Source organism: Ramlibacter sp. AN1133 (assembly GCF_037890035.1).
Taxonomy (GTDB): domain Bacteria; phylum Pseudomonadota; class Gammaproteobacteria; order Burkholderiales; family Burkholderiaceae_C; genus Ramlibacter.
Window position 1 is genome coordinate 48,076 of the sequence record NZ_JBBKTQ010000031.1, and the last position, 12,589, is coordinate 60,664.

Consider the following 12,589-nt stretch of genomic DNA (forward strand, 5'->3'; position numbering starts at 1 on the left):
CCATGGCGGGACTGTGTTGATATCCAGTATCTGTATTTTTGAACAGTTTGGAGCGGAATGCAAGCGCACGAAAGAAGAATCGTCGTCCTGGCCACCGGCGGGACCATCGCGGGGCAGGCCGCATCGGCCGGCGACAACCTCGGTTACCGGGCCGCGCAGATCGGCGTCGGGCAGTTGCTGGCCGGGCTGGCCGGGCCGGCGGGCTTCGCCATCGAAGGCGAGCAGGTCGCGCAGATCGACAGCAAGGACATGGACTTCGGCGTGTGGCGGACGCTCGCGCAGCGCTGCGCGCACTGGCTCGCGCAGGAAGAGGTCGCCGGCATCGTGGTCACGCACGGCACCGACACGATGGAGGAGACGGCCTTCTTCCTGCAGGCGGTGCTGGCGCCGGCCAAGCCCGTGGTGCTGACCGGCGCGATGCGGCCGGCGACCTCGGTGGCCGCCGACGGGCCGCAGAACCTCGCCGACGCACTGGCGGTGGCCGGCTCGGGGCAGGCGCGCGGCGTGTGCGTGCTGTTCGCCGGCACGGTGCACGGCGCGCGCGACGTGCAGAAGGTGCACGGCTACCGGGTCGACGCGTTCGCATCGGGCGATGCGGGCGCCGTGGCGTACGTGGAAGAAGGGCGCTTGCGCGTGCTGCGGGCGTGGCCCGAAGGTGCGACGGTGCAGGCAGTGCAGGCGCTGCCCGATCCCGCGCAGTGGCCGCGCGTGGAGATCGTCTCGAGCCACGCGGGCGCGGGCGGTGCGTTTGTGCAGGCGCTGGTGAAGGACGGCGTGCGGGGGCTGGTGGTCGCGGGGACCGGGAACGGGACGGTGCACCAGGCGCTGGAAGCGGCGCTGCTGCAGGCGCAGTCCCAGGGCGTGGCGGTGCGGCGCACCTCGCGCTGCCTGCAGGGGCGGGTGCTGCCGCACGCGGGCGACCGCCTGCCGGCGGCGGAGGGGCTCACGCCCGTGAAGGCGCGGATCGCGTTGATGCTGGAGCTGATGGGGCGTTGAGACGCGCGCGAAGCGCTGGGGTTGCGCGCGCTTCGCGGCTTACCACCAGCCTACGGATTGCGGCCCGCCGTAGGCTCGGGTGACGCCAGGAACCCCAGCGATGCGCGAAAAGAGCAGCCGCGGCTTCTGCGGTCCGTAGGCTGGGGTGACGCCAGGAACCCCAGCGATGCGCGCCAGCGCGGCGCCGGCTTCAGCAGTCCGCCAGCGCCTCCAGCGCCCGCGCCGTGATCTCGTCCACGTTACCCATGCCGTCGATCTTGCGCACCTTGGGCGCGTTCTTCGGATCGCCCTTGGCCCAGTTGCTGTAGTACTCCACCAGCGGGCGCGTCTGCGCGGCGTAGACGTCCAGGCGCTTGAGCACCGTCTCCTCGCGGTCGTCGTCGCGCTGGATCAACGGCTCGCCCGTCACGTCGTCGCGGCCTTCCACCTTGGGCGGATTGAACTTGACGTGGTAGGTGCGGCCGGAGGCGGGATGCGAGCGGCGGCCGCTCATGCGCTCCACGATGGCGGCGAAAGGCACGTCGATCTCCAGCACGCAGTCGATCTTCACGCCGGCGGCCTTCATGGCCTCGGCCTGCGGGATCGTGCGCGGGAAGCCGTCGAACAGGAAGCCGCGCGCGCAGTCCGGCTGCTCGATGCGCTCCTTCACCAGACCGATGATGATGTCGTCGCTGACCAGGGCCCCCGAGTCCATCACCTTCTTGGCCGCCAGGCCCAGCGGGGTGCCCGCCTTCACCGCGGCGCGCAGCATGTCGCCGGTGGAGATCTGCGGGATGCCGTACTTCTGGCACAGGAAGGTGGCCTGCGTGCCTTTGCCGGCGCCCGGTGCGCCCAACAGGATCAGTCTCATGGGAATCCTCGGATGGTCTGGAAGTCGGTCGGCACTGCGGGCCGAGCGAAGCCGTCGCGCCTGTCGTCGCCGAGGATAGCACGCACCCTCCTGCGCGGAACTTACGCGCCGCTCGCGTTTCCTTGCCCTGCGGCAAAGAGAGCGCGCACGCGCTCGAGGTCTTCCGGCGTGTCGACGCCGGCGCCCGGCGCGGTGGCGCTCACGTGCACGGCGATGCGGTGGCCATGCCAGAGCGCACGCAGCTGTTCCAGCGCCTCGCACGCCTCCACCGGCGCCTGCGGCATGCGCGGGAACGCGCGCAGGAAGCCGGCGCGGTAGCCGTAGATGCCCACGTGGCGCAGCGGCGCGGGCTCGGGTAGCGCGCTCACGCCCTGGGCGAAGCCGTCGCGCCACCAGGGGATGGGCGCCCGGCTGAAGTAGAGCGCCAGGCCGTCGGCCTGCAGCACCACCTTCACGATGTTGGGATTGAGGAAGTCCTCGACGCTCGCGACCGGGTGGGCGGCCGTGCTCATGCTGGCCTGGGGGCGCTCGCGCAGCAGGTTCGCCACCGCGTCGATCAGCGCGGGGTCGATCAGGGGTTCGTCGCCCTGCACGTTGACCACCAGGTCGTCGCGTTCCAGCCCGAGCTGCTCGCAGGCTTCCGCGAGGCGGTCGCTGCCCGAAGGATGGTCGGCGCGCGTGAGCACGGCGCGCACGCCGTGGGCGCTGCAGGCGTCGGCGATGCGCTCGCTGTCGGTGGCGACCACGACCTGCGCGGCGCCGGACTGCTCGGCGCGATGGGCGACGCGCACGACCATGGGCAGGCCGCCGATGTCGGCGAGCGGCTTGTCCGGCAGGCGCGTCGAGGCCAGCCGGGCGGGGATCAGGACGGTGAAGCTCACACGAGCGGGGTGCGGGGAGGCAGGCGCTCCAGTTCCTCGTCGCTCAGCGTGCGCGCCTCGTCTTCCAGCAGCACGGGGATGCCGTCGCGGATCGGATAGGCGAGGCGGGCGCTGCGCGAAAGCAGTTCCTGGCGCTCGCGATCGAAGTCCAGCGGCCCCTTGGTGACGGGGCAGACGAGAAGCTCAAGCAGGCGGGGATCCATGCCGGGATGATAGCCGCGCGTCGAGGAGGCGATCGAGGTCCTGCCAGAACGCCGCCGGAATCTCGACCTGCAGCGGGACGGCCCACGCATCCGGCCGCAGTTGCCACAGCTTGACCGCATCCTTCTCGGTGCACAGCAGCGTCGCGTCCTTCGGGATCGCGGCGGGCAGGTGGACGAAATCGTGGTGGTCGGGCAGCGCGTAGCTCGCCGCCAGCGTGAGGCCCGCGGCGCGCAGCATGGCGAAGAAGGCCTCGGGCGAGGCGATGCCGGCCAGCGCGATCACGGGCACTCCGCGCAGGTCCGCCAGCGAACGGCGCGCGCCATCGCCGCGCAGCGCCTCGGCCGCCAGCGTGCGGCGCAGGACGTGACCCTCGATGCCGGGCGTGTCCGCGTCGCGCAGCACCAGGTCCACCGTTCGCGGCCACGGTTCGCGCAAGGGGCCGGCGGGCAGCAGCAGGCCGTTGCCGATGCCGCGCCGGTCGAAGACGCAGATCTCGATGTCGCGGGCGAGGGCGTGGTGCTGCAGCCCGTCGTCGCTCACGATCACCTGCGTGGCGGGATAGGCCGCCAGCAGCGCGCGGGCGGCCTGCGCGCGCCTGCGGGCCACGAACACCGGCAGGCCGCCGTTGCGGCGCAGGAGCAGCGGCTCGTCGCCGGTGACGGCCGGGTCGTCCTGCGGGCGCACCTCGCGGCAGTCGCGGCTGCTGCGGCCATGGCCGCGCGACACGACGCCCGCGCGCAGGCGGCGGCGCCGCAGGTGCTGGAGGATCGCGAGCACCACCGGTGTCTTGCCCGCGCCGCCGGCGATCACGTTGCCGACCACGATCACGGGCACCGGCAGGCGTTCGACGCGGCGGCGGCCCGAGGCATACAGGCGCCCATGCAGCGCGGAGCCCGCGCGATAGACGAGCGAAACAGGCCACAGCAGGCCGGCCAGCGGGCCGCGGCGCAGCCAGGCCCGCTGCAGGCCGCTCACTTGCTGCCTGCCTGCGCGGAGGACTGCGTGGCGAACGTGATCTGGGTCAGGCCGATGCGGCGCGCGGCCTCCATCACCGTGATCACGGACTGGTGGGTGGCGGTGGCATCGGCGCTGATGATCACGACCGAGTCCTTGCCCGCCTTGGCCGCTTCGGCCATGGATTCGGCCAGCGCCTCGGGCCCGCGGCCCGTCACGGGGTGCTTGTTCACCATGTAGCGGCCGTCGCTGGAGACGGCGACGATCACCTCGCGCGGGTAGTCGCGCTGCGCGTCGGTGTCGGCTACCGGCAGGCGCAGCTGCATCTCCGTGAACTTGCTGTACGTGGTGGTGAGCATCAGGAAGATCAGCACCACGAGCAGCACGTCGATGAAGGGGATCAGGTTGATCTCCGGTTCGTCCTTGGCGCGCGGGCGGAAGTTCATGCCGGCCTCCGCCGGGCCACTCCAAGGAGGCCGAAGCCCCCCCGGGAGGCAGCGCAGTACACGCAGTGACAAGCGTGGGGGCTCATGCTCTGCGGAGGTTGTTCAGGTGGCGGGCGAAGCGTTCCGCGGCCAGTTCCAGCGTCAGCAGGTATTCATCGACCCGGCCGCGGAAGTAGCGCCAGAAGATCAGCGCCGGGATGGCCACGATCAGGCCGAAGGCCGTGTTGTACAGCGCCACCGAGATGCCGTGCGCGAGCTGGGCCGGGTTGCTGCCCGTCGCCACGCCCGTGGCCGACTGCGAGCCGAAGATCTCGATCATGCCGATCACCGTGCCCAGCAGCCCGAGCAGCGGCGCCGCCGAGGCGATCGTCGCCAGCGCGTTGAGGTAACGCTCGAGGCGGTGGGCCACCGCGCGGCCGGTGCTCTCCATGTTCGCGCGCAGGTCGGCCTCGGTGCAGCGCGGATCGGAATTGAGCGCGCGAAAGCCGCTGGCCAGCACCTCGCCGAGCGCGGAGTTCTGTTCGAGCTGGCGCACCACGTCGGGCGAGGGCACCGACGCGCGCGAGACGGCCAGCGCTTCGTCCAGGAGCTTCGGCGGGGCGATCTTGGCCGTCTTGAGGCTCAGGAAGCGCTCGATGACGAGTGCGAGGGCCAGGATGGAGCAGGCAACGAGGGGCCAGATCGGCCAGCCTGCGGCTTGTATGATCGAAAGCAAACGGGGTCCTCCGCCGGGTGTACTGCCGGCAGCGACGCATTGCGCGCTGCCTGCCGCGGATTATCGCGGACTTGCTGCGCTGTCAGACCACAAGTACCGCGCGTAGGACGGCTCGACGTCGCCGTAGGACGACACTCACAAAAGTTGTGGATAACTTTGTTGAGAACCGACCTTCCCCCCCGCGCGGACCCGCGCCAATCCTGCAACGTGACAGAACGATGACCAAATGAGCAGGAAAATTCCTTTCAAAATCAATGACTTGCTCGACGGAATCAGCGTCACAGCCCATCTGTGGGCGTTTTCCCCCGCTTTCGGGACTCTGTGGATGAATTTCCATGGGGTTTTCCCTGAGGAATGGGCGCTTTGTTGACGGACGGCACCTCGGCAGGCGTGCGGGTCTGGGCGGTGGGCGCCCTGTGCCGCGCCGTGGCGGACGCGCTGGAGGCCCGCTTCAACCCGGTGACCGTGCGCGGCGAGATCAGCGGCTTCGCGCGCGCGGCCAGCGGGCACTGCTACTTCTCGCTGAAGGATGCGCAGGGGCAGGTGCGCTGCGCCATGTTCCGCCGCAGCGCCAGCCTGCTCCCCTTCCAGCCGCGCGATGGCGAGCTGGTGGAAGTGAGCGGGCGGCTGGGCGTGTACGAGCAGCGGGGCGACCTGCAGCTGGTGGTCGAGAGCATGCGGCGCGCGGGGCAGGGCGCGCTGTTCGAGCAGTTCCTGCGGCTGAAGGCGAAGCTGGAAGCCGAAGGCCTGTTCGACGCCGCGCGCAAGCGCGGGCTGCCGCTGCTGCCGCGCGGCATCGGCATCGCGACTTCGCTGGGCGCGGCGGCCCTGCACGACGTGGTGACCTGCCTGCGGCGGCGCGCGCCGCACGTGAACGTGGTGCTCGCGCCCGCGGCGGTACAGGGGGCGCAGGCGCCGGGGGAGCTCGCGGCGGCGCTGGAGTCCCTGTACCGGCTGGCCGCGCGCGGCACGATCGACGTGATCCTGCTGGTGCGCGGCGGCGGCTCGATGGAAGACCTCTGGGCCTTCAACGACGAACAGCTCGCGCGCACCATCGTGCGCAGCCCGGTGCCGCTGGTGAGCGGCGTGGGGCACGAAACCGACTTCACCATCGCGGACTTCTGTGCCGACGTGCGTGCCCCCACGCCCACGGCGGCGGCCGAACTGGCCGCGCAGCCCCGCGACACCTGGACCGCGGCGCTGCGGCTGATGCACGCGCGGCTGCAGGAGGCCGCGCTGCGCCGCCTCGACCGCGCGTCGCAGCGCCTCGACCAGGCGGCGGCGCACCTGGGCCGGCCTTCGGCGCGCACGGCCCAGCAGCACCTGCGCATCGAACGGCAGGCCCAGCGCCTGCGCTTCGCGCTGGCCGCGCGCGTACGGCACTCGGAGGACGAGCTGCGGGCCGCGCGCGACGCGCTGCGCGGCGGCATCGCCGAGCGGCTCGCCCGCGCCTCGCGCCAGTGCGAGCGCTTCGGGATGCGGCTGGAACTGCTCGACCCGCGCCTCGTGCTGCAACGGGGTTACGCGCTGCTCACCGATGCCGCCTCCGGCGCGCCGCTCACGAGCGTGGGCGCCATGCACGAGGGGCAGGCCGTGCGCGCCGCCCTTGCGGATGGGGTGGTTGATCTGCGGGTCGCGCCGCGGAACGTGAATCCTTCCTAGAATCGGCGGTTCGACACCACAACCCAGCGAAAGAAGAGCCATGGAACACGTCCTGCCCCCCCTGCCGTATCCCATCGACGCACTGGCCCCGCACTATTCCCGAGAGACCCTCGAGTACCACCACGGCAAGCACCACAACGCGTACGTGGTGAACCTGAACAACCTGCAGAAGGGCACCGAGTTCGAGAACATGCCGCTGGAGGACATCATCCGCAAGTCCTCGGGCGCCATCTACAACAACTCCGCCCAGGTGTGGAACCACACCTTCTTCTGGAACTGCATGAAGCCCAATGGCGGCGGCGAGCCCACCGGCGCGCTGGCGCAGGCGATCAACGCCAAGTGGGGCAGCTACCAGGCCTTCCGCGAAGCCTTCGTGAAGTCCGCCGTCGGCAACTTCGGGTCCGGCTGGACGTGGCTGGTCAAGAAGCCGGACGGCTCGGTGGACATCCTCAACACCGGCGCCGCGGGCACGCCGCTGACCACCGCCGACCGCGCGCTGCTGACGGTGGACGTGTGGGAACACGCGTACTACATCGACTACCGCAACCTGCGCCCGAAGTTCGTCGAGACCTTCCTGGACAAGCTGGCGAACTGGGAGTTCGCGGCGAAGAACTTCGGTTGATCGGTGCGTGAAGGAAGAAGGGCCGCTCGCGCGGCCCTTCTTGCTGGGGTTCGCAAAGCTCACCGCCAGCCTGCCGGCGGAGTCGTAGGCTGGCGGTGAACGGCGCCAGCCGTGAACCCCAGCGGCGCGATCACCTGAAGATCGGCCCGCCCAGCTTCGTCCCGGCCTGGATCCCCTTCTTCGCGAACCAGCCCTTGTTCATCTCCAGCACGTAGCGCACCGGCTTGGCCGAGCAGTGCGAATCGAGCGTCTGCGGCTGCATCTCGTCGATGTTCACGATCGTGCCTGCGTCGTCGACGAAGGCGACGGACAGCGGCAGCAGCGTGTTCTTCATCCAGAAGCACTGCTGGCTCGGGTATTCGAAGACGAACAGCATCCCCTCGTGCTGGGGCATCTCCCTGCGGTGCATCAGCCCGGTCATCCGCTGCTCGTTGGTGGCGGCCACCTGGGCGTCGATCACGTGCATGCCGGCGGTGAGCTTCACGCGCGGCAGGTTCATCTGCGGCTCCTGCGCGTGGACGGCGGCGGCCAGCAGCAGGGCGGCGAGGGCGAGGAACTTCTTCATGCGGCGATTGTGCGGTGGAAACAAAAATGCCCGCGCGCGGCGGGCATTCCTGGCGAGCAAGCCGGACTTAGTTCTTGTCCTTCTTGGCGGTCTTCTTGGTGGACTTCTTGGCGGTCTTCTTGGTGGCCTTGGCGTCCTTCTTGTCAGCCTTGGCATCCGCCTTGGCTTCGGCCTTGGCGGCGGACGCGCCAGCCATCGGGGCGCCGGCGTGCGACGCGGCGAAGGCGGTGGACATGGCGAACACGGAGGCGGCCAGGACGGCGAGCAGCTTGCTCATGGAAGGATCCTTTCAAGGTTGTCGGAAGTTCTTTTCTCGCCTTCCGGACACCCGGTCGGCCCATCCGTAACGGGGCGCACGAGCGGCCGGTTGACAAGCCGGCGCCGGCTCGCACTCAGGGTGAACCCGCAGTGCCAAGACAAAGGCCCGCCGGAGGGCGGGCCTTGCTCGTGGCCGCCGGGGCGGCCTGCGAAGGGAAGCAGCCGATTACGACTTCTTCTCTTCCTTCTTCACTTCGGCCTTGGGGGCGGCGGCCTTCTTGGCCTTCTTGTCGGCCTTGGCGACCTTGGCGGCCTTCTTGTCTTCCTTCTTGGCTTCGGCCTTGACTTCGGCCTTTTCTTCCTTCTTCTCGGCCTTGGCGACGGCCTTCTCTTCCTTCTTCGCTTCGACCTTGGCAGCCGGGGCGGCCGGCGTGGCCGGGGTGGCGGGCGTGGCTTGGGCGAACACGGCGGCGGAGAACAGGCCGGCGATCAGGGTGGCGAGCAGCTTGGTCATTGGAATTCCTTGAATGCGATTGTTTGGGAAAAGATGCCCAACAGATGTCAGACCCTCCGCCAACGCGGCAACTGGACAGCCGGTTGACACAACCTTGGCCGACATTGATCTGGCGCACCTTTCCCGCAAGGGGCGCGACACGATCGTGGCTAGAATTCCGCTCGGCTCCCCGTCGGCCAGCCCGGCGCAACCATCCTGTCGGAGACGCATTCCCCATGGCTTACCAGCACATCAAGGTCCCTTCGCAGGGACAGAAGATCACCGTGAACGCCGACATGTCGCTGAACGTGCCGGACCAGCCGATCATCCCGTACATCGAGGGCGACGGCACGGGCGTGGACATCACCCCGGTCATGCTGAAGGTGGTGGACGCCGCGGTGCGCAAAGCCTACGGCGGCAGCAAGAAGATCCACTGGATGGAGATCTACGCCGGCGAGAAGTCGACCAAGATCTACGGCCCGGACGTGTGGATGCCTGACGAAACCCTGAAGGCCGCGCGCGAGTACGTCGTCTCGATCAAGGGCCCGCTGACCACGCCGGTGGGCGGCGGCATCCGCTCGCTGAACGTCGCGCTGCGCCAGGAACTGGACCTGTACGTCTGCCTGCGCCCGATCCAGTACTTCAAGGGCGTGCCCTCGCCGGTGAAGGCACCCGAGAAGACCAACATGGTGATCTTCCGCGAGAACTCGGAAGACATCTACGCCGGCATCGAGTACGAGGCCAACACCGACAAGGCCAAGAAGGTGGTCGATTTCCTGATCAAGGAAATGGGCGTGAGCAAGATCCGCTTCCCGCAGACCTCCGCCATCGGCATCAAGCCGGTCTCGGTGGAAGGCACCGAGCGCCTGGTGCGCAAGGCGATCCAGTACGCCATCGACAACGACAAGCCCAGCGTGACCATCGTGCACAAGGGCAACATCATGAAGTTCACCGAGGGTGGCTTCCGCGACTGGAGCTACGCGCTGGCGAAGAAGGAATTCGGCGCCGTGGAGATCGACGGCGGCCCGTGGTGCAAGGTCAGGAACCCGAAGACGGGCAAGGACATCGTCATCAAGGACGTGATCGCCGACGCCTTCCTGCAGCAGATCCTGCTGCGCCCGGCGGAATACAGCGTGATCGCCACGCTGAACCTCAACGGCGACTACATCTCCGACGCCCTGGCGGCGCAGGTGGGCGGCATCGGCATCGCCCCCGGTGCGAACCTGAGCGACACGGTCGCCATGTTCGAAGCCACGCACGGCACGGCGCCGAAGTACGCGGGCAAGGACTACGTGAACCCCGGCTCCGAGATCCTGTCGGCGGAGATGATGCTGCGCCACATGGGCTGGACCAAGGCCGCGGACCTGATCATCAGCTCGATGGAAAAGTCCATCGCCAGCAAGAAGGTCACGTACGACTTCGCGCGGCTGATGGAAGGCGCGACGCAGGTGTCCTGCTCGGGGTTCGGGCAGGTGATGATCGACAACATGTAAGCGACTGGTTTGCCCCGGGGGGCAAGTTCGCGCGCAGGAGCCGCCTTCGGGCGGCTTCTGCTTTTGGCGCTCGCGTACTCGCCGCGCCGTCAAGCCTGCACGTCAAACCGGTCGGTAGTTCGCGCGCGCGGCGCACCGGCGCAACACATCACCCGATTGGATGGCCTCGCATGGGAACGGCCTGCTTAGACTTGGCCGACTCATAAAGCGAAGGCAGGGGGGAATCAAGATGGCCAGCTACAGCGGCACGTCCGGCAGCGACCGTATCGAGGGCACTGCGCAGGACGAATTCATGACGGGCGGAGCGGGCGACGACACGCTGATCGGTGCTGCCGGCAACGACGTGCTCGTGGGAGAAACGGGGAACGACGTGCTCGATGGCGGTGCCGGCGACGACACCGCCTGGTACCAGGGCACCTCGCAGGATTACCAGGTCACCTGGAACAGCACCACGGGCCAGTACCGCATCGTGGACGCGGTGAGCGGTCGCGACGGCACGGACCTGTTCACGGGCGTCGAATACCTCCAGTTTTCCAACGGCCTCTTCAAGGTGGCCGATCTCGTGCAGGGCATCGGCGGCATCGTGGTCACGGGCACCGCCGGGGGCGACGTGCTCGCGGGGACGCCCGCGGACGACCAGCTGCGTGGCCTGGCGGGCGACGACACGCTCCTCGCCGATCGCGGAAACGACCTGCTCGATGGCGGCGCGGGCAACGACACCGCGGTCTTCAGCGGCGCCTTCCGCGACTACCTGATCGCCTGGGATCCCGCGGCGCGGCAGTACCGCTTCGTGGACGCCGTGGCGCTGCGCGATGGCGTCGATCGCGTCGCCGGGGTCGAGTCCTTCCAGTTCGCCGATGGAATGCGCGGTATCGCGGACCTGGTCTCCGGCGCCGGCGATGGCTGGCTGCTCGCGGGCACGGCGGCGAGCGACACGCTCCTGGGCGGCGCCGGCTACGACACACTGCAGGGCGGCATCGGCAACGACGTCCTCACGGGCGGCGGCAGCAACGACCTGATCGACGGCGGCAGCGGCAGCGACACCGTCCGCTTCTCCGGCGTGTGGGCGGACTACCGCATCACCTGGAACGCCAGCGCCGCGCAGTTCACGGTCGCCGACCTGCGCAGCGGCCGCGATGGCATGGACACGGTCAGCGGCGTCGAGCAGTTCGCGTTCGCCGACGGAGTACGGACGCCCGCGACGCTCCTGACCAATGGGGTGACCACCCGGACGGGCACGGTCGCGAGCGAGACGCTCTCCGGCAGTTCGACGGCGGACTCGATGCGCGGCCTCGAGGGCAACGACGTGCTGGATGGCCGCGCCGGCAACGACACCCTCGAAGGCGGTGCCGGCGATGACAAGCTGGTCGGCGGCGCCGGCAACGACTGGATCGACGGCGGCAGCGGTTTCGGCGACCGCGCGGTCTTCAACGGCCCGCGCGCAAGCTACACGGTGCAGTGGGATGCCGCCGTGGGCCAGTACACGGTCACCGACAGCTTTGCCAGCCGCGACGGCATCGACCGCGTGAAGGGCGTCGAGTTCTTCGAGTTCGCCGGCGCGCAGTATGCGGCGACGGACCTCGTGTCCGACGTTGGCGACGGTACCCTGCTGGCAGGGTACGCCGGTGCCGACTATCTCGTGGGCGGGACGGGCTACGACACGCTGCAGGGGCTGGATGGCAACGACCAGCTCGTGGGCAATGCGGGCGGCGACCAGCTCGAAGGCGGTGCGGGGGACGACTACCTGTCCGGCGGCGCCGGAGCGGACCGCCTCATCGGCGGCAGCGGGCGGGACACCGCGCGCTTCAGCGGCGCTTCGTGGGAGTACGACATCCGCTGGGAAGAAGCTGCCAGGCAGTACGTCATCGCCGATCGCATGCAGGGCCGCGACGGCACGGACTTCGTGGGGGGCATCGAGTACTTCGCGTTCGCGGACGGCACGCGCAGCATCGGCGAGTTGCTGCCTCACAGCGGGGACGGCCTCGTGGTGACCGGCACGAGCGGCTCCGACTCCCTGGTCGGGGATGTCGGGTTCGACAGCGTTCAGGGCCTGCAGGGCAACGACTATCTCGGGGGCGGCGGTGCCGACGACACGCTCGATGGCGGCGACGGCGACGACTTGCTGCGCGGGGACCAGGGGGACGACCGCATCGATGGCGGTGCGGGCACCGACCGCGTGCAGTTCAGCGGCTGGTTCTGGGACTACGACGTCTCCTGGAACGCCGCGACGCGCGAATACACGGTCGCTGACCGGTACTTCGGCCGCGACGGCACGGACACGGTGCGCGGCGTGGAGTTCTTCGACTTCTACGACGGCACGCGCACGATCGCGGACCTGGTGCCTGGCATGGGCGACGGCGAGACGCTTGTCGGAACGCCGGGAGATGACCAGCTCTTTGGCGGTTCCGGCTATGACCTGGTACAGGGCCTGGAGGGCAATGACTTCCTCG

The 12,589-nt window shown here is 69.3% G+C and carries 14 protein-coding genes; 5 read left to right on the forward strand and 9 right to left on the reverse strand.

Annotated elements, in window-relative coordinates:
* Positions 1–57 precede the first annotated feature (57 nt).
* Positions 58–996, forward strand: coding sequence for an asparaginase (locus WG923_RS27050; RefSeq protein WP_340354133.1), 939 nt, complete (start codon positions 58–60; stop codon positions 994–996).
* A 190-nt stretch (positions 997–1,186) separates the two neighbouring features.
* Here the strand turns inward: WG923_RS27050 and adk are convergent, their stop codons facing one another.
* The 6 genes from adk to WG923_RS27080 form a co-directional block, all read right to left on the reverse strand.
* A complete protein-coding gene (gene adk / locus WG923_RS27055) occupies positions 1,187–1,846 on the reverse strand; it encodes an adenylate kinase (RefSeq protein WP_340354134.1) in 660 nt (219 codons plus the stop codon).
* A gap of 101 nt (positions 1,847–1,947) precedes the next feature.
* The gene (gene kdsB / locus WG923_RS27060) at positions 1,948–2,727 is read right to left on the reverse strand and encodes a 3-deoxy-manno-octulosonate cytidylyltransferase (protein WP_340354135.1); all 780 of its coding nucleotides are present in this window, start codon (positions 2,725–2,727) and stop codon (positions 1,948–1,950) included.
* The gene (locus WG923_RS27065; protein ID WP_340354136.1) at positions 2,724–2,930 is read right to left on the reverse strand and encodes a Trm112 family protein; all 207 of its coding nucleotides are present in this window, start codon (positions 2,928–2,930) and stop codon (positions 2,724–2,726) included. Before WG923_RS27065 ends, kdsB begins: the two co-directional genes overlap by 4 nt.
* Positions 2,911–3,906, reverse strand: a complete 996-nt coding sequence (lpxK, locus tag WG923_RS27070; protein WP_340354137.1) for a tetraacyldisaccharide 4'-kinase — start codon at positions 3,904–3,906, stop codon at positions 2,911–2,913. The genes WG923_RS27065 and lpxK overlap by 20 nt, the downstream gene beginning before the upstream one ends.
* Complete coding sequence (locus WG923_RS27075) at positions 3,903–4,331, reverse strand: ExbD/TolR family protein (RefSeq protein ID WP_340354138.1); 429 nt, start codon at positions 4,329–4,331, stop codon at positions 3,903–3,905. The genes lpxK and WG923_RS27075 overlap by 4 nt, the downstream gene beginning before the upstream one ends.
* Before the next feature lie 82 nt (positions 4,332–4,413).
* Positions 4,414–5,046: a MotA/TolQ/ExbB proton channel family protein gene (locus WG923_RS27080; RefSeq protein WP_340354139.1), complete on the reverse strand. Its 633-nt coding sequence runs from the start codon at positions 5,044–5,046 to the stop codon at positions 4,414–4,416.
* Positions 5,047–5,400: 354 nt separating this feature from the next.
* Here WG923_RS27080 and xseA point away from each other — a divergent pair, with 354 nt between their 5' ends.
* Positions 5,401–6,708 carry an exodeoxyribonuclease VII large subunit gene (xseA, locus tag WG923_RS27085; protein ID WP_445322985.1) on the forward strand — a complete coding sequence of 436 codons (1,308 nt, stop codon included), beginning with the start codon at positions 5,401–5,403 and terminating at the stop codon, positions 6,706–6,708.
* 40 nt (positions 6,709–6,748) lie between these two features.
* Positions 6,749–7,330 (forward strand): superoxide dismutase, encoded by a 582-nt coding sequence (locus tag WG923_RS27090; protein WP_340354141.1) that lies wholly within the window; start codon positions 6,749–6,751, stop codon positions 7,328–7,330.
* Between the two features lie 130 nt (positions 7,331–7,460).
* Here WG923_RS27090 and WG923_RS27095 read toward each other — a convergent pair whose 3' ends face one another.
* The 3 genes from WG923_RS27095 to WG923_RS27105 form a co-directional block, all read right to left on the reverse strand.
* Positions 7,461–7,895 carry a DUF192 domain-containing protein gene (locus WG923_RS27095; RefSeq protein ID WP_340354142.1) on the reverse strand — a complete coding sequence of 145 codons (435 nt, stop codon included), beginning with the start codon at positions 7,893–7,895 and terminating at the stop codon, positions 7,461–7,463.
* A gap of 67 nt (positions 7,896–7,962) precedes the next feature.
* On the reverse strand, positions 7,963–8,172 hold the full coding sequence (locus tag WG923_RS27100) for a hypothetical protein (RefSeq protein WP_340354143.1): 210 nt from the start codon (positions 8,170–8,172) through the stop codon (positions 7,963–7,965).
* A 207-nt stretch (positions 8,173–8,379) separates the two neighbouring features.
* On the reverse strand, positions 8,380–8,667 hold the full coding sequence (locus WG923_RS27105) for a hypothetical protein (protein ID WP_340354144.1): 288 nt from the start codon (positions 8,665–8,667) through the stop codon (positions 8,380–8,382).
* A gap of 215 nt (positions 8,668–8,882) precedes the next feature.
* On the opposite strand from WG923_RS27105, the gene icd reads away from it, so the two are divergent.
* A complete protein-coding gene (icd, locus tag WG923_RS27110; protein WP_340354145.1) occupies positions 8,883–10,139 on the forward strand; it encodes an NADP-dependent isocitrate dehydrogenase in 1,257 nt (418 codons plus the stop codon).
* Between the two features lie 229 nt (positions 10,140–10,368).
* The coding region (locus WG923_RS27115; RefSeq protein WP_340354146.1) for a calcium-binding protein at positions 10,369–12,589 on the forward strand (2,221 nt) is incomplete at its 3' end.